Origin of the sequence: Kineococcus esterisolvens, assembly GCF_050871405.1 — a bacterium.
Lineage (GTDB): Bacteria > Actinomycetota > Actinomycetes > Actinomycetales > Kineococcaceae > Kineococcus.
Window position 1 is genome coordinate 1 of sequence record NZ_JBJLRI010000018.1, and the last position, 15,905, is coordinate 15,905.

Genomic DNA, 15,905 nt, shown 5'->3' on the forward strand with positions numbered 1-15,905 from the left:
GCCCCCCGCCCGCGGGGGGGGCCGGGGGGGCGGCCCCCCCCCGCGCCCCCCCCCCCAGCACTGGTGTGGTCGCTGCTGCGGGCTCGCCGACTGCTGAAGGAACACCGGCGGCGCGCACGGCCCCGGGAGCGCTGACGCCCACCGGCCCCCGCCGGGTCAGGGGCACCCCGCTTCCTGCCCCCGGCGACCTCCGCGAGCTCACCCGAGGGGCCTCCGCGCCGTCCGGGGGGGCGACGTGACCGCTCGTCAGCTGGTGACGGTGTTCAGGACGGGCGGCAGGGCGGTGATGCCGTCGTCGGCCGTGAAGTGCCCAGCGCCGTGCACGACCTGCGCACGGGTGCCCAGCCGGGCGGCGAGGTCGTCGGTGGCGGTGGTGGGCACGTAGACGTCGCGCTCCGAGCGCAGGACGTTCAGCCGGCGGGTGCGGTCGGCGATGCGCTGCAGGACGCCCTCGTCGAGGGTGGGGACACCACCGGTGGCGGGCTCGGCGAGGTAGCCGTCCAGTTGCGGCAGTGCCGGTAGCGGCCCGGTGAAACCGGCCACCAGGGTCAGCCCACCCAGTCGCCACGACCCCGACGCGGTGGAGTCGCCCGGTGCGGGCAGCAGCGTGGCCAGGTGGCGCAGCACCGTCACGCAGCCCAGGGAGTGCGCCACCAGGTGCGTGTGCTCGTCGACGCCGCCGGCGGCCTCGACGGCGGCGGCGGTGGTGGCCAGCCACGCCGCCGCGTCCGGCTCCTGCGGATCGGGCAGCGCGGGCACGGCGACCTCGACGCCGGCGGCGGTCAGCTGGTCGGCCAGCCAGGTGAACCAGTGGTCGGTGGGGGTGGCGGCGTAGCCGTGCACGACGACCACCCGGCGCACCCGGCGCACCCGGGGCGCCGTCCGGCGTGCGGCAGGTCCCACGCCGTCACCGGCGCTCCGCCGCGGGGCGGCGCGCGTCGGGGCACCGGCCGGTGCGCCGCACACGGCGCCGGCCGTGGTGGTCTGCGGGGTGGGGTCCGCCGGGACGAGGTGGGGGTGCGAGCCGCTCACGCGCCGGGACGCTAGGGGGTGTCGCTAACGTGAAGGTCAAGTCCGCACGTGGGCAGCGGGCGCGAGCAGGAGGGACGCAGCGGGGTGCGGATCGGGCGGCTGGCGCAGCTGAGCGGGGTCAGCCGGCGGGCGCTGCGCTACTACGAGGAGCAGGGCCTGCTCACCCCGGCCCGCGATGCCAGCGGCTACCGCGACTTCCCGGACGACGCCCCCGAGCTGGTGGCCGCGATCCAGGCCATGTACGCCTTCGGGCTGAACTCCGCGGCGGTGCGCCGCTTCCTGCCGTGCGCGCGGGGGGCCGACGAGGAGTTGAGCTTGCAGATGTGCCCGCAGCTGCACGCCGCGCTGTCGGCGCGACGCAGCGAGGTCCGGGCGCGCATCGCCGAGTTGAGCGCTCAGGAGCAGGCGCTGGACGCGCACCTGCCCACCTGAGGCCGGGGGTCGTCGACACCACGGACCGCACAGCCGCTCAGGCCGCCCTGCGGATGGCGGGAGCCCGAGCGCGGCCGCTACCCCTGACCCGAACCGCTCCCCCACGGGGGGTGGGCGCAGACCACGGCGACGACAGCGTTTCGGCGCGGGCGCTCGCGAAACCGATCGCGTCGCCGACGCCGAGCACGAGGGCCGCGGAACCGGCGAGGGCGCGCGTGGCCACCGCTCCCGTCGACCGGGAGCCGGGTCGGGTCGCCTGCACGCGGCGAGCGCATCCCCGGCCGGGCTGCCGGGCCCTCCCGGAGCGCGACGGGGCCGGGCGGGGGTTCCCCGCCCGGCCCCGTCGTCACCGGAACCCCTACCCCAGGGACGTCCCGGTGTGCGGGGGCTGGTTGTAGCCGCTGTTCTGCGCGGCCAGCTGCGCCCGGTACGTGCGGTCGTGCACGAGCGTGGTGATCCGCTCCCCGGTCGGGAACGTCGTGGTGAACACCCGCAGCGCGGAGCTGTCGGTGGTGGGCAGCACGACCTCCTCGCGCCAGTCGCCGAGCAGGTCCCCGGAGATCGCCGGGGTCGCCTTGGTGCCGTTGTTCGAGACGACGCCCTCGGCGGCCAGCAGCGGGACCGTGGTCCCGGTGGCGGGGTCCCACTTCGAGATCGTGGTGCCGTCGAGGAGTTCGCGCTGCCGGTCGCCGTCCCACCAGACCGCGAAGTTGATGGAACCGGGCTTCGCGTCGGTCAGCTCCCGGCCGTCGGCGGCGTACAGCCCCGGCGAGCGCTGGGACCACGACTCCGACCCGGGCGAGGACGGGTCGACGTCGGCGGACAGACCGCGTCCGTTGTCCCTGTCGGCCGGCGTGGTCCACAGGACCTCGCCGGTGGCGGCGTCGAGCATGGAGGCGCCCACGCCACCGCTGCACGTCATGCACTCGTGCACGCCGAACCGCTCCAGCCCGGGGCGGGCCGGGTCGAGGTCGCCGACGTGCAGGGCGTCGCCGTGCCCCAGGCCGGCGTTCCACAACCCGGTGCCGTCGTCGTCGATCGCGATGGAGCCGTGGACGACCTCGTCGCGCCCGTCGGCGTCGACGTCGGCGACGGAGAACTGGTGGTTGCCCTGCCCCTCCCACTCGGCGCCGAGCGAGGGGTCCTCGGTGTCGAACACCCAGCGCTGGCGCAGCTGGCCGCCGCGCAGGTCCCAGGCGGCGACGACGGCGCGGGTGTAGTAGCCGCGGGCCATGACGATGCTGTGCCGGCGGCCGTCGAAGGAGGCGGTGCCGCCGAGGAAGCGGTCGATGCGGTTGCCGTAGTCGTCGCCCCACAGTTCCTTCATCTGCTGCGGCGTGGGGTCGTCGGTGTCGGGGTGGCGGGCGGGCACGTACTGGACGGTGTCGATCTCCCTGCCGCTGCGGCCGTCGAACACGGAGAGGAACTCCGGCCCGGACAGGACGCGGCCGGCGGCGTTGCGGTGGTCGGCACCGGCGTCGCCGATGACGCGCCCGCGCCCGTCGACGGTGCCGTCGGCGGTCTTCAGCGCGACCTCGGAGCGCCCGTCGCCGTCGAAGTCCTGCACGGCGACCTGCGTGTAGTGCGCCCCGGCGCGGACGTTGCGGCCGAGGTCGATGCGCCACAGCTTCTCCCCCTCCGACGTGTACGCGTCGACGAGGACGTTGCCGGTGTAGCCGTCGTGGGCGTTGTCCTTGGCGTTGGAGGGGTACCACTTCAGGACGAACTCGTAGTCTCCGTCGCCGTCGAGGTCGCCGACGGAGACGTCGTTGGCGCTGTAGGTGTAGGCCTCCCCGGCGGGGGTGGTGCCGCCCTCGGGCCGGTCGAGGGGGACGTCCAGCGACGTGGAGCCCCACGCGGTGGCCGCTGCGGGTTCCCCGGCGCGGTGGCCGTCGCGCAGCGGGACCACCTCGTAGCGGGCGCCGGCGCGGCCGGCGGGGTCGACGACGTTGGTGGCGTCGTCCCCGTCGAGCGTGGCGACGACCTCGCCGTCGCGCAGGACGCGGAACCCGGTGCCGGGCCGGTCGCCGGCGAGCAGCCGCCAGCTGACGAGGTACCCGCCGTCGGTGGGCACGGCGACGACGCCGCGGTCGAGGTCCTCCAGGAGCCGGTCCGGGGGGCCGGCGCTGGCCGCGCCGGGGGCGGCGAGCAGCGCCGCGGCCAGGCCGGACGCGGTGAACAGGGCCGCAGCGCTGCGGGTCGCCCTGCGGGTCGACCCGGGGGTGGAACGACGTCGTCCCACGGTGCCTCCTCCGTTGGAATGCGTTTACCGTCAGTGACGCTACGTAGCAGCGACCGCCCGGTCAACCCCCTCCCCACCTCGCGGTGATCAGGGGGGTCGCGACTTCCCCGATCACCGCGAGGTGGGCAGGGGCGGAGAGCTGGCAGGGTGACGGCCGTGGGTGCAGCATCGACCCGCACGTCAGCACGCCACCGGCACGGAAGAGGGACCATGACGAACCCGCGCGCGGGCCAGCACGCCGAAGCCTCCGACCTCATCGACGTCGCGCACGTCGTCACGGCCTACTACGCGCTGGCCCCGGACCCCTCCGACGTCTCCCAGCGCGTCACCTTCGGCACCTCCGGGCACCGCGGTTCGAGCCTGGACGGCGCCTTCAACGAGCAGCACATCCTCGCCACCACCCAGGCGATCGTGGACTTCCGCCGCGAGCAGGGCTACGACGGCCCGCTCTTCCTCGGCCGGGACACCCACGCACTGTCGGAGCCGGCATGGACGTCCGCCCTGGAGGTGCTCGCCGCCAACGACGTCACCGTCCTCGTCGACGACCGCGACAGCTGGACGCCCACGCCGGCGGTCTCGCACGCGATCCTGCGCGCCAACCGGGACGGCGCAGCGATCCGCACCACCGGCCCCGGCCTCGCCGACGGCATCGTCGTCACCCCCTCGCACAACCCGCCGCGCGACGGCGGGTTCAAGTACAACCCGCCGAACGGCGGCCCGGCCGACACCGATGCCACCGGCTGGATCGCGAAGAAGGCCAACGCCTACCTCGAGGCGGGCCTGGAGGGTGTGCGGCGGATCCCGTTCGCGAGGGCCCGCGCCGCCGCGCAGGGCTACGACTTCCTCGGCACCTACGTCGACGACCTGCCCGACGTCCTCGACATCGACGCGATCCGCTCCGCCGGGGTGCGCATCGGCGCCGACCCCCTGGGCGGGGCGAGCGTGGAGTTCTGGGCGGCCATCGCCGAGCGGCACCGCCTCGACCTGACGGTCGTCAACCCGCTGGTGGACCCCACCTGGCGGTTCATGACGCTGGACTGGGACGGCAAGATCCGCATGGACTGCTCCTCCCCGTCGGCGATGCACTCCCTCATCGACCGCCGCTCGGAGTTCCAGGTCGCCACCGGCAACGACGCCGACGCCGACCGGCACGGCATCGTCACCCCCGACTTCGGGCTGATGAACCCCAACCACTACCTCGCCGTGGCGATCCAGTACCTGTTCTCCACCCGCGACGGCTGGCCGGCCGGAGCGGCGATCGGCAAGACGCTGGTGTCCAGCTCGATGATCGACCGGGTGGCCGAGGACCTGGGACGCACGCTGCTGGAGGTCCCGGTCGGGTTCAAGTGGTTCGTGCCGGGCCTGCTGGACTCCTCCGTCGGCTTCGGCGGCGAGGAGAGCGCCGGCGCCTCGTTCCTGCGCCGCGACGGGTCGGTGTGGAGCACCGACAAGGACGGCATCCTGCTGGCGCTGCTGGCCGCGGAGATCATCGCCACCACCGGCCGCACCCCCAGCGAGCACTACGGCGACCTCACCGCGAAGCACGGCCGACCGCAGTACGTGCGCAGCGACGCCGCCGCCACGCGCGAGCAGAAGGCGACCCTGTCGAAGCTGTCGGCCGACCAGGTCGCGGCGGACACCTTCGCCGGCGAGCCGATCGTCGCCAAGCTCACCGAGGCGCCCGGCAACGGCGCGAAGATCGGGGGGCTGAAGGTCGTCACGGAGAACGCGTGGTTCGCGGCGCGGCCCTCCGGCACCGAGGACGTCTACAAGATCTACGCGGAGTCCTTCAAGGGCGGCGACCACCTGCGCCAGGTGCAGTCCGAGGCGCAGGAGCTCGTCGACGGGGTCCTGTCGGGCTCGTGAGGCAGGTGGTCCAGGGGTGACGAGGATCGACCAGTGGGTCTGGGCCGTGCGGCTCTACAAGACCCGCTCGGTCGCCGCGGCCGCGGTCAAGGCGGGGCACGTGCGCGTGAACGGCGAGCGCGCGAAACCCGCCACGAAGGTGGTGCCCGGCGACGAGGTGCGGGTGCGCGCGGAGGGCTACGAGAAGGTCTTCGAGGTGGTGCAGCCGCTGAGCAAGCGGGTGGGTGCGCCGGTGGCCGCGCAGGCGTACGTCGACAACTCCCCGCCCCCGCCACCGAAGGACGAGTTCTTCGGGGCGTTCGGCAGCCGCGACCGCGGCGCCGGGCGCCCCACCAAGCGGGAGCGGCGGGAGATGGAGCGCCTGCGCGGTCGCTGACAGCGCGCCGTGGTCACTGGCAGGCTGGCCCCGACCCACCCGCCTCGCGCCCCCTGGAGCACCTCATCCCCGCTCGACCGGCCAGTGGCCTGCTCGTCCTCGCGCTCACCCTGTCGGCCTGCACCTCCACGGCGGCCGGCGACGGCGACGCCCCCGGGGGGAGCGGGGCGCCGGCCGCCGTCTCGTCCTCCGGCAGGACCTCGCCGTCCGGGGCCCAGCTCGCCCGGCCCGCGCAGCGCAGCGCGGTGCTGGAGGCGGCCACCGCCCCGGAGGCCGCCGTCGCGGTCAGCGCGCACCTGCTGAGCAGCAGCCCGTCGGTGGTCGTGGCCGCCGACGAGCCCGCTGCGCTGGGACGGGGCGCCGCGGTGGCGGTGGGCCTCGGGGTCCCGCTGCTGCTGCCGGGGGCCGCGACGGCCCAGGAGGTGCGCCGGCTCGGTGCCGAGGAGGTCCTGACGGTCGGCCCGGCGGCCGCGACGTGGGCGGAGCAGGCGCTCACCGAGCGCGGCGACCCGGACGTGGAGGAGGCCGGCGACCCCCGCCCCGCCCCCGCGGAGGGCGGCGCCGGCACGGTCGTGCTGGTCACGGGCGCCCCGTGGGAGGCCGCCGCCGCTGCCACGGCCCGCGCCGCGGGGGCGCAGGTGCTCACCGTCCCGTCGGGCGACCCGCGCGCCGACGGCGCCGTCGTCGAGGCCCTGCACACCGCCGCACCGCAGCACGTGGTGGGGCTGGGGCCCGCCTTCGCCGCGCAGGACGTCTTCGCCTCCCGCGTCGAGGTCGCCGTGACCGGGGTGCAGCTGCCCGGCGGCGGGCAGCTGCCGCTGGCGGGCCGTCGGCTCGTCGCCCTGTACGGGCACCCGGGGGCGGCGAGCCTGGGACTGCTGGGCGAGCAGCCGCTGGAGGCCACGCTGGAGCGGGCCCGTGAGCTGGCCTCGCGCTACGACGGCCTCGACGAGCGGCCGGCGGTGCCCACGCTGGAGATCATCACGACGGTGGCGTCGGGGTCGCCGGGTCCGGACGGCGACTACTCCAACGAGGCCGACCCGGCCGAGCTGGAGCCGTGGGTGGACGCCGCCGGGGAGGCCGGCGTCGCCGTCGTCCTCGACCTGCAGCCCGGCCGGTCGGACTTCCTGACCCAGGCGAAGCTCTACGAGTCGCTGCTGCGGCGCCCGCACGTGGGTCTCGCCCTGGACCCGGAGTGGCGGCTGGCGCCGGACCAGGTGCACCTGCGCCAGATCGGGTCGGTGGGCGCGCAGGAGGTGAACGCGGTCGGCGACTGGCTGGCGGGGCTCGTGCGGGAGGAGTCCCTGCCGCAGAAGGTGTTCCTGCTGCACCAGTTCCGCAGCTCGATGGTGCGCGACCGCGACCTGGTGGACACCACCCGCGACGAGCTGGTCACCGTGGTCCACGCCGACGGGCACGGGACGCCGGGGATGAAGAAGACCACGTACGGGGTCCTGACGGCCGGCGGGCCGCCCGGGCTGGAGTGGGGGTGGAAGAACTTCCTCGACGAGGACCGCCCGACGTTCACCCCGGCCGAGACCGTCGCGGTGGACCCCTCGCCGGTGTTCGTCTCCTACCAGTGAGGTGCCCCGCCGCGCCCGGGGTCCCGGGTGGTTTCCCGGCGCGCGCGGCGGGTAGGGGCCGATCAGGACGACGGAGGAGGTTCCCGTGACGAACGGACCCGAGGAGACCGGCCGGGCGCGCGAAGCGGGCGCGCCGGAGCTGGACAGCGCGATGGCCACCGGCAACGACGAGGGCGAGCCGGGGCCCCCGTCGTCCCCGCTGGCCGCTCGGGACGGCGCGGGTGCGGCCGTGGAGGAGACGGCCGAGGCGCAGCTGGCCGCCCAGGACGACGCCCCGCTGGAGGCCTCCGCGCTGCCGGCGCCGGACGCGGGGCCCGACCCCCTCGACCCGCGGTTCCACGAGCCCGGCGCCTGAGCGCGCACCCGCCGCGACCACCCGAGGAGCCCTCCCGGATGCCCGAAACCCCTGCCGCCGGCCCGCTGGGCGGCCTGGACCCGATCGCCGGTGCCGCGCAGCGCCCCGGCGTCGCCCTCGTCGCCGGCTCGGCCGGTGTGATCGGCGCGCACGCCGCCGCGGAGTACGCGCGCGTACCCGGCTGGACGGTGCGCGGCGCCGCGCGCCGGGAACAGCCGGAGGTGCCCTGGGAGGCGCTGGCGGCGGACCTGTCCACCGCCGAGGGTGCCCGCGAGGGTCTGGCCACCGCGCGCGACACCACCCACCTGGTGTTCGCCGCGTACGTCGAGCGCGGCGACGAGCGCCGGCAGATCGAGGACAACACCGCGCTGCTTCGCCACACCCTCGACGCGCTGGGCGACGCCCCGCTGCAGCACGTCACGCTGTACCAGGGCGGCAAGGCGTACGGCGCGCACCTGCCGGGGTTCAGGACGCCCGCGCGCGAGAGCGACCCGCGGCTGCTCGTGCCGAACTTCTACTACGCCCAGGAGGACCTGCTGCGCGCCGAGGCCGCCCGGCGCGGGTTCGGTGTGACGCTGCTGCGCCCGGAGGGCGTCGTCGGGTACGCCACCGGCAACCCCATGAACATCCTCACGGTGGTCGCGGTGCACGCGGCGATCAGCCGCGAGCTGGGGCTGCCGCTGCGCTTCCCCGGCTCCCGCGCGGCCGGCGAGGCGCTGTACCAGGTGACGGACGCGGAACTGCTGGCGCGCGCCACCGTCTGGGCGGGATCCTCACCGGCCGCCGACGGGGAGGTCTTCAACGTCACCAACGGCGACCAGTTCCGCTGGGTGCACGCCTACGCCGCGATCGCCCGGCACCTGGGGATGGAGCACGACGAGCCGCAGGACTTCTCCCTGGCCTCGGTGATGCCGATGCACGCCGGGCTGTGGGACCGCCTGGTCGAGCGGCACGGGCTGGTGCCCACGCCCTACGAGCGGCTGGTGGGCTGGGCGTTCGGCGACTTCCTGTTCCACTCCGGCTTCGACAACGTCTCCAGCACCGTGAAGATCCGCCGGGCGGGCTTCGGCGAGTGCCTGGACAGCGTCGACCGGTTCTGCGAGCTGCTGGACCGCCTGGCCGAGCGGGGGGTCGTGCCGGCGTCGCGGTGAGGTCGCCGTGGGCGAGGATGGGCGCGTGGTCGAGGACAGCCTGTGGACGCGCATCACCCGCGAGGACCCGGAGCACTCCGCGCGGTACGTGGAGCGCTTCCGCTCCATGGCCGCCGCCGGGGCGGACCTGGACGGCGAGGCTCGGCTGGTCGACGCGATGGTCCCGCGCGGGGCGCGCGTGCTCGACGCCGGCTGCGGGCCCGGGCGGGTGGGCGGGGCGCTGGCGCGCGCCGGGCACGAGGTGGTCGGCGTGGACGCCGACCCGGTGCTCGTCGCGGCGGCGGAGCAGGACCACCCGGGCCCGACCTGGCTGGTCGGCGACCTGGCGGAGCTGGACCTGCCCGCCCGCGGGGTCGTGGAGGGTTTCGACCTGGTGGTGTGCGCGGGCAACGTCGTGGCGTTCCTGGCCCCCGCCACGCGCGTGGAGGTGCTGCGCCGCCTCGGTGCGCACCTGCGCGGGGGCGGGCGCGTGGTGTGCGGGTTCGGCGCGGGGCGCGGGTACGAAGTGGCGGAGTTCCTCGCCGACGCCCGCGCCGCGGGCCTGGAGCCGGACCTGCTGCTGTCCACGTGGGACCTGCGCCCGCACACCCCGGGGTCCGACTTCCTCGTCGCGGTGCTGCGCCCGGAGGCCTGACCCCTCCCTGCATTGCATGAGCATCCAGCACCGTGCATAATCTTGCGCATGTCGAAGGTCCTGACCTCCCTGCCCACCGGCGAACGCGTCGGGATCGCCTTCTCCGGTGGTCTGGACACCTCGGTGGCGGTCGCGTGGATGCGCGAGAAGGGCGCGGTGCCGTGCACCTACACCGCCGACATCGGCCAGTACGACGAGCCGGACATCGACTCCGTCCCCGGCCGCGCCGAGGCCTACGGCGCCGAGCTCGCCCGCCTGGTCGACGGCAAGGCGGCGCTCGTGGAGGAGGGCCTGGCCGCCCTGACCTGCGGGGCGTTCCACATCCGCTCCGGCGGCCGCGCCTACTTCAACACCACCCCGCTGGGCCGCGCCGTCACCGGCACCCTGCTGGTGCGCGCGATGCTCGCCGACGACGTGCAGATCTGGGGCGACGGCTCCACCTTCAAGGGCAACGACATCGAGCGGTTCTACCGCTACGGCCTGCTCGCCAACCCCTCCCTGCGCATCTACAAGCCGTGGCTGGACGCCGACTTCGTCACCGAGCTCGGCGGCCGCAAGGAGATGTCCGAGTGGCTGCAGGCGCGCGACCTGCCCTACCGGGCCAGCACCGAGAAGGCGTACTCCACCGACGCGAACATCTGGGGCGCCACCCACGAGGCGAAGCGCCTGGAGCACCTCGACGTCGGCGTCGAGCTCGTCGAGCCCATCATGGGCGTGCGGTTCTGGGACCCCGAGGTGGAGATCGCTCCCGAGGACGTCACGATCGGCTTCGAGCAGGGCCGGCCCGTCACGATCAACGGCCGGGAGTTCGACACCGCCGTGGACCTGGTGCTGGAGGCCAACGCCATCGGCGGCCGGCACGGCCTGGGCATGTCCGACCAGATCGAGAACCGCATCATCGAGGCCAAGAGCCGCGGCATCTACGAGGCCCCCGGCATGGCGCTGCTGCACGCCGCGTACGAGCGCCTCGTCAACGCCGTCCACAACGAGGACACCGTCGCCAGCTACCACAACGAGGGCCGCCGCCTGGGCCGCCTGATGTACGAGGGCCGCTGGCTGGACCCGCAGGCCCTGATGCTGCGCGAGTCGCTGCAGCGCTGGGTCGGCATGGCCGTCACCGGTGAGGTGACGCTGCGGCTGCGCCGCGGCGAGGACTACTCGATCCTCGACACCACCGGCCCCTCGTTCAGCTACCACCCCGACAAGCTGTCGATGGAGCGCACCGAGGACTCCGCGTTCGGCCCGGTGGACCGCATCGGCCAGCTGACCATGCGCAACCTCGACATCGCCGACTCCCGCGCCCGGCTGGAGCAGTACGCGCGCATCGGCCTGGTGGGTCGGTCCCAGCAGGCGACGCTCGTCGGTGCGGCGCAGGCCGCCTCCACCGGCCTCATCGGCGCGATGGACGAGGGCGGCGCCGAGGCCATCGCCTCGCGCGGCGAGGTCTCCGCCGACGAGTCGCTGCTGGACCGCGCCGCGATGGAGTCGGGCACCGACTGAACCGCCCGGACCGGCGGGCGGGGCGCGCACTGCGGTAGGACGGACGCGTGCTCAGCGACGACCCCGCCCACGCCCTGCTGCTCGGCCGGATGGCCCAGGAGGGCGAGACGCCGCTCGCGGTGCTCCCGGTCGCCTCAGGGGCTCTCGCGGGCCTGTCCGGGTCCGGGGTGCTCGCGGTCAGCGCCCGGCAGTTGTGGCTCGCCCAGCCGCGGCTGCTCGGCGGGCCGTCCGTCGCCGCGGTGCCGCTGGGGGCCGTCGGCGCGGTGACCGTGCGCGCTCAGCGGGCGCTGCCGGGCACCGCCGGCGGCCTGCGCGTGGAGGTGGTCGTGAGCGCTCGTCCGCTGCGGTTCACCACCCGGGCGGACCGGGCCGCCGCCGACGCCTTCGCGCGGGCCGTCGCCGCCGCGCGGCAGGCGTCCCCCGGCTGAACCGATCGGCGCGGCCCCGGGTCCGCCCCCGCGCGGGGTCAGTCCGCCGCGGGGACCTCCCGGAGCAGTTCCGGCCCGTCGTTGCGGGGGCTGTTCACGGCGGTGGACACCTCCCGCGGCACCAGCCGGGGCTCGGGGACCGCGTCGACGACCTGCCGCACCAGCTCCAGGTCGGTCAGCTCGGGGTCGAGCCAGTCGTCGCGCATCCCGGGCGGCACGACCAGCGGGGTGCGGTCGTGGATGTGGCCGAGGGCGTCGGAGGCCCGCGTGGTGACGACGGTGAACGTCCACAGCCAGCGGTCCGGGTCGTCCTCGCCCTTGGCCGGGTCCGGCCACAGCTCGTACAGGCCCGCGAACGTGAGCGGCTGCCCGTCGGGGTCGTGCAGGAAGTGCGGCACCTTGGTGCGGCCCTCGCGCTGCTGCCACTCGTAGTACCCGTCGGCGGGCACGAGCAGGCGGCGCTTCGCGGCGGCGCGCTTGAAGGCGGGTTTCTCCGTCACCGTCTCGGCGCGCGCGTTGATCATGCGGTTGCCGATCGCGACGTCCTTCGCCCACGCCGGCACCAGCCCCCAGCGCAGGGTGCGCAACTGCCGCACGGCCGCCGCACCGGGCTCGTCGCGGGGAGCGCGCTCCAGCACGACGCGGGAGCGCTGGGTGGGGGCGACGTTGTACGAGGGGGCGAGGGGGGCACCCACGACCTCGCCGACGTCGAGCAGCTCCACCAGCTCCCCGTCGGAGCGGGACAGGGCGTAGCGACCGCACATGCGGGCAGTGTCCCCGCGCCGGGTGCCGGCCGCACCCGGCGCGGCGGGTCGGGGCGCGCGGCGCGGCGGGGGCCCGGCTCAAGCTCCGCCGCCGCGGTGCCGATGCGGTGGGCACGGGCGGGAGCGGAGTCGCCGGCGCGAGGCCCGACCCCGCTCCCGCTCCCCAGGCCCGAACCGCACGGCCCGCACGGCCCGCACGGCGTGGTTCCCGCGATCGGCACCGCCGCCGACCTAGCGTGATCACCGGACCGCTCGACGACCCCTGCGGGGGTCCGCCGTTCAGGAGGGCACCGTGCACGACACCGAGACCGACACCGACACCCGGACCGCGCTGCTGGACAGCACCGACCGGGTGTGGGCTCCCCGCGCCGACGGCCTGTGGGAGTCCACCGACCGCGTCATCACCACCCGGCAGCTGCTCGAGGACGCCTTCGGCCCGACGCGGCCGGCCGCCGCGTCCCGGCCGTGAGGCGGCGCCGGGCGGGCGGGGGGGACCCGTCGTGACCGCCTGGGAGGAGTCGCGGCGCGCGTTCACCGACGCGGCCCGGTGGTTCACCGCCACCACCGCCCTCGCCGACGGCCGCTGGGAGTCGCCCGGGCTGGGCGAGTGGGACGTGCGCGCCCTCACCGGGCACACGAGCCGCTCCCTGCTGACGGTGGAGGAGTACCTCGCCCGGCCCGCCGCGCACGTGGACGTCGCCACCGCCGCGGACTACTACCGCGCCACCCGCTCGATCGCCGCCGGGCCGGGTGTCGCCCAGCGCGGGCGCGAGGCCGGCGCCGCGCTGGGCGACGACCCGGCCGCCGCGGTCACCGCGATCACCGACCGGGTGCTCGCTCTCGTGGCGGCCCGCGACGGCACCGAACCGCTCACGACGCTCGCCGGCGGGATGCGCCTGGCGGACTACCTGCCGACGCGGGTGTTCGAGCTGACCGTGCACACCGCGGACCTCGCGGTGGCGCTCGGCGTGCCCGCCGAGCCCCCGGGGACCGCTGCGGCGCACGCCCTGCGGCTGGTGGCCGAGCTCGCCGTCGGGGACGGCCGCGCCGGCGCCCTCCTGCTCGCCGCCACCGGGCGGTCGGCGCTGCCGGCGGGCTTCTCCGTCCTCCGAGGGCCGGCGACCCCGGAGGGCCGCAGCGGTCCGTGACGTGACGCAGCGCCGCGCCGCGCCGGTAAGTTGTGCGGGGTGAACGATCCGGCCGACCCCGTCGACGGTGCGGTGCGCGCCTCGCGCGCGCTCGTCGGGATCGCCGTGCGCTCCCTCGCCCAGGCGCTCGAGGTGATGACCCTCCCGCAGTACCGGGTGCTCGTCCTGGTGAGCACGCGCGGGGCGATGCGCAGCGGCGACCTCGCCCTCGAGCTGGGCGTGCACGCCTCCACGCTGACGCGCACCGTCGACCGCCTCGTCGGAGGCGGCTGGGTGCAGCGCACCGGCAACCCGGCCAACCGCCGGGAGGTGCTCGTGGAGGCCACCCCCGCCGGCCGTGAGCTCGTGCAGCAGGTGATGGCCCACCGCCGCCGCGAGGTCGCCCTGGCCCTCGAACGGCTCGACCCCGCCGCCCGCGAGACCGTCACCGACGGTCTGGCCCTGTTCGCCAGCGTCGTCGAGGACCCCGGCGCCGGGGAGCTGTCCCGCCTCGGCGTGGAGCGCTGAGGCGGAGCCGGCGTCCCGGTCCGACGGGTGGGACCGGCCCGCGCGGGGTAGGGGACCGGCATGGCACCCGACACGTCGACCGTCTCCGAGCTGCACCAGCGCCTGCACGACCGGATGCACGCCGTGCAGTCCGCCTACGAGGGCGACGGGGAACGCCCCCTGGGCGGTTTCCTGACCCTCATGGGCGTCTACGCGAGCGCCGTGGGTGGCGCCGGGCTGCTGGCCCGCGCGCGGGGGCGCTCGCTGCCCGACCGCTTCACCGCCGGTGACCTCGCGCTGCTGACGCTCGCCACCCACCAGGCGAGCCGGCTGCTCACCAAGGACGCCGTGACCGCGCCGTTCCGCGCCCCCTTCACCCGCTTCGCGGGTTCCGCCGGCGAGGGCGAGACCATGGAGGAGGTGCGCGGCGAGGGGCTGAAGCACTCGATCGGCGAGCTGCTGACGTGCCCGTTCTGCGCGGGCGTGTGGGTGGCGACGGGTTTCGTCGCCGGTGGCGTGCTGGCCCCCCGGCTGACCCGCAGCGCCATGGCGATGCTCACGGCCGTGTTCGGCTCCGACGTGCTGCACCTGCTGTACGACAGCGCCAAGCACCTGCCGGAGCGGGCGCAGCCGGAGGAGTGAGGGTCAGCGCTCCCGGGCGGGCGTCGCGGTGCGCGGGACCGACAGGGCCGCCAGCACGGCGGCGGCGGCCACGGCCACCGCGAACGCCCACCGGGTGCCGACCCCGTCGGCCAGCGCACCGGCCGCGGGGGACCCCACGGCGATGCCGAGGACGGTCCCGCTGGTCAGCAGCGCCATGGCCGCACCGCCGGAGCGGTTGCCGCCGGATTCCGCGGTGACGGTGTTGAGGGTCACCATGGCCGGGCCGACGAACAGGCCGGTGAGGAACGTCGCCACCACCAGGGGCGGGGTGCTGCCCGCCGTGGCGGCCATCGCGACGGCGCCGGCGAGCAGCCCGGCCGCGCTGAGGAACCAGCGCTTGCGCAGGGAGACGGAAGCGGGCACGAGCACCGTGCCCAGCGCGGTGATCGTGGAGCCGACGGCCAGGGCCGCGTACACGAGGGAGCCGTCCGAGGCGCGGCCGGAGTCGGTGGCGGCGGCCGTCAGCGCCGCCTGGGTCCCGCCGAACACCGCGCCCATCGCCACCATCCCCAGCACCGGCAGCAGCACGGACGACCGCGGACCCGCGGCGCGCTGCGCCGGGACGCCGCGCGGGCCCGCCGCGCGCAGGGGGGTCGTCGCCCGGTGGGTGTGGTGCAGCGCGAACGCCGTCGCGAACACCGCCGTCACCGCACCGGCCGCCAGCAGCGGGGTGCCGGCACCGGCGACCAGCGCGATCAGCCCGACGGCCGTCGGGCCCGCCACGAACGAGAGCTCGTCCACGACGCCCTCGTAGGCCAGCGCGGTGCGCACGTCCGCGGGCGACAGCCGCATCCACCGCACCCGCGACAGCGGCCCCACCTGCGGCAGCGTCAGGCCGGTGACGAACGCCGCGACCAGCAGCGGCGCGGCCGGCCCGCCCAGCACGGCCACGAACGCGGTCAGGGCCACCAGGTGCGCGGCGACCAGCGGCAGCAGCACGCGGCGCTGGCCGTGCCGGTCGCACAGCACGCCGGCGCCCGCCGCTCCCAGCGCCTCCCCCACGGCGGTGGCGGCGCTGGCGGCACCGCCCACGGCGACCGAGCCGCTGGTGGAGGTGACGGCCGCGAGCACGGCGATCGGCACCATCGACACGGGCAGCCGCGCCAGCGCGGACACGGCGAGGTACGGCCAGCCGGCCACGGCGGGCAGACGGCGGTAGGCGGCGAGGGCCCCGGCGGGGCGGGCGGGTGGCGGGGTCAGGACGTCGTGGCGGTCCACGGGTAGCCTCCAGTGCGGCGGCGCCAC

Annotated in this window: 17 protein-coding genes; 13 read left to right on the forward strand and 4 right to left on the reverse strand. The window is 76.0% G+C overall.

The annotated features are described in order from the left end of the window. Positions 1-246: 246 nt before the first annotated feature. Positions 247-1,032, reverse strand: a complete 786-nt coding sequence (locus tag ACRYR8_RS08180) for an RBBP9/YdeN family alpha/beta hydrolase (protein ID WP_432483901.1) — start codon at positions 1,030-1,032, stop codon at positions 247-249. A gap of 48 nt (positions 1,033-1,080) precedes the next feature. Between ACRYR8_RS08180 and ACRYR8_RS08185 the strand changes: the two genes are divergently transcribed. After that, on the forward strand, positions 1,081-1,464 hold the full coding sequence (locus tag ACRYR8_RS08185) for a MerR family DNA-binding transcriptional regulator (protein ID WP_432483902.1): 384 nt from the start codon (positions 1,081-1,083) through the stop codon (positions 1,462-1,464). Positions 1,465-1,822: 358 nt separating this feature from the next. On the opposite strand, the gene ACRYR8_RS08190 is transcribed toward ACRYR8_RS08185, so the two are convergent. Next, on the reverse strand, positions 1,823-3,706 hold the full coding sequence (locus ACRYR8_RS08190; RefSeq protein WP_432483903.1) for a rhamnogalacturonan lyase: 1,884 nt from the start codon (positions 3,704-3,706) through the stop codon (positions 1,823-1,825). A 210-nt stretch (positions 3,707-3,916) separates the two neighbouring features. On the opposite strand from ACRYR8_RS08190, the gene pgm reads away from it, so the two are divergent. The 8 genes from pgm to ACRYR8_RS08230 all read left to right on the forward strand — a co-directional run bounded on the left by pgm (position 3,917) and on the right by ACRYR8_RS08230 (position 11,599). After that, positions 3,917-5,572, forward strand: coding sequence for a phosphoglucomutase (alpha-D-glucose-1,6-bisphosphate-dependent) (gene pgm / locus ACRYR8_RS08195; protein ID WP_432483905.1), 1,656 nt, complete (start codon positions 3,917-3,919; stop codon positions 5,570-5,572). A gap of 16 nt (positions 5,573-5,588) precedes the next feature. Next, entirely contained in the window at positions 5,589-5,948 is a 360-nt protein-coding gene (locus ACRYR8_RS08200) for an Hsp15 family ribosome-associated heat shock protein (protein ID WP_432483906.1), read from the forward strand. Between the two features lie 245 nt (positions 5,949-6,193). Continuing rightward, positions 6,194-7,531 carry a hypothetical protein gene (locus ACRYR8_RS08205; RefSeq protein ID WP_432483907.1) on the forward strand — a complete coding sequence of 446 codons (1,338 nt, stop codon included), beginning with the start codon at positions 6,194-6,196 and terminating at the stop codon, positions 7,529-7,531. 85 nt (positions 7,532-7,616) lie between these two features. After that, complete coding sequence (locus ACRYR8_RS08210; RefSeq protein WP_432483909.1) at positions 7,617-7,886, forward strand: hypothetical protein; 270 nt, start codon at positions 7,617-7,619, stop codon at positions 7,884-7,886. Between the two features lie 38 nt (positions 7,887-7,924). After that, entirely contained in the window at positions 7,925-9,037 is a 1,113-nt protein-coding gene (locus ACRYR8_RS08215; protein WP_432483910.1) for an SDR family oxidoreductase, read from the forward strand. 25 nt (positions 9,038-9,062) lie between these two features. Further along, positions 9,063-9,671, forward strand: coding sequence for a class I SAM-dependent methyltransferase (locus ACRYR8_RS08220; protein WP_432483911.1), 609 nt, complete (start codon positions 9,063-9,065; stop codon positions 9,669-9,671). A gap of 48 nt (positions 9,672-9,719) precedes the next feature. Further along, positions 9,720-11,171 carry an argininosuccinate synthase gene (gene argG, locus ACRYR8_RS08225; RefSeq protein ID WP_432483912.1) on the forward strand — a complete coding sequence of 484 codons (1,452 nt, stop codon included), beginning with the start codon at positions 9,720-9,722 and terminating at the stop codon, positions 11,169-11,171. 47 nt (positions 11,172-11,218) lie between these two features. Then, a complete protein-coding gene (locus tag ACRYR8_RS08230; RefSeq protein ID WP_432483914.1) occupies positions 11,219-11,599 on the forward strand; it encodes a hypothetical protein in 381 nt (126 codons plus the stop codon). A 38-nt stretch (positions 11,600-11,637) separates the two neighbouring features. Here the strand turns inward: ACRYR8_RS08230 and ACRYR8_RS08235 are convergent, their stop codons facing one another. Further along, on the reverse strand, positions 11,638-12,363 hold the full coding sequence (locus tag ACRYR8_RS08235; RefSeq protein ID WP_432483915.1) for an SOS response-associated peptidase: 726 nt from the start codon (positions 12,361-12,363) through the stop codon (positions 11,638-11,640). Between the two features lie 292 nt (positions 12,364-12,655). Here ACRYR8_RS08235 and ACRYR8_RS08240 point away from each other — a divergent pair, with 292 nt between their 5' ends. The 4 genes from ACRYR8_RS08240 (at position 12,656) to ACRYR8_RS08255 (ending at position 14,639) form a co-directional block, all read left to right on the forward strand. Further along, positions 12,656-12,832, forward strand: coding sequence for a hypothetical protein (locus ACRYR8_RS08240; RefSeq protein WP_432483916.1), 177 nt, complete (start codon positions 12,656-12,658; stop codon positions 12,830-12,832). Positions 12,833-12,863: 31 nt separating this feature from the next. Next, complete coding sequence (locus ACRYR8_RS08245) at positions 12,864-13,511, forward strand: maleylpyruvate isomerase N-terminal domain-containing protein (RefSeq protein WP_432483918.1); 648 nt, start codon at positions 12,864-12,866, stop codon at positions 13,509-13,511. A gap of 39 nt (positions 13,512-13,550) precedes the next feature. After that, positions 13,551-14,018 carry a MarR family winged helix-turn-helix transcriptional regulator gene (locus ACRYR8_RS08250; RefSeq protein ID WP_432483919.1) on the forward strand — a complete coding sequence of 156 codons (468 nt, stop codon included), beginning with the start codon at positions 13,551-13,553 and terminating at the stop codon, positions 14,016-14,018. Positions 14,019-14,132: 114 nt separating this feature from the next. Continuing rightward, complete coding sequence (locus ACRYR8_RS08255; protein ID WP_432483967.1) at positions 14,133-14,639, forward strand: DUF1360 domain-containing protein; 507 nt, start codon at positions 14,133-14,135, stop codon at positions 14,637-14,639. 3 nt (positions 14,640-14,642) lie between these two features. Here ACRYR8_RS08255 and ACRYR8_RS08260 read toward each other — a convergent pair whose 3' ends face one another. Continuing rightward, positions 14,643-15,878 carry an MFS transporter gene (locus ACRYR8_RS08260; RefSeq protein ID WP_432483920.1) on the reverse strand — a complete coding sequence of 412 codons (1,236 nt, stop codon included), beginning with the start codon at positions 15,876-15,878 and terminating at the stop codon, positions 14,643-14,645. Between the last annotated feature and the right edge of the window lie 27 nt (positions 15,879-15,905).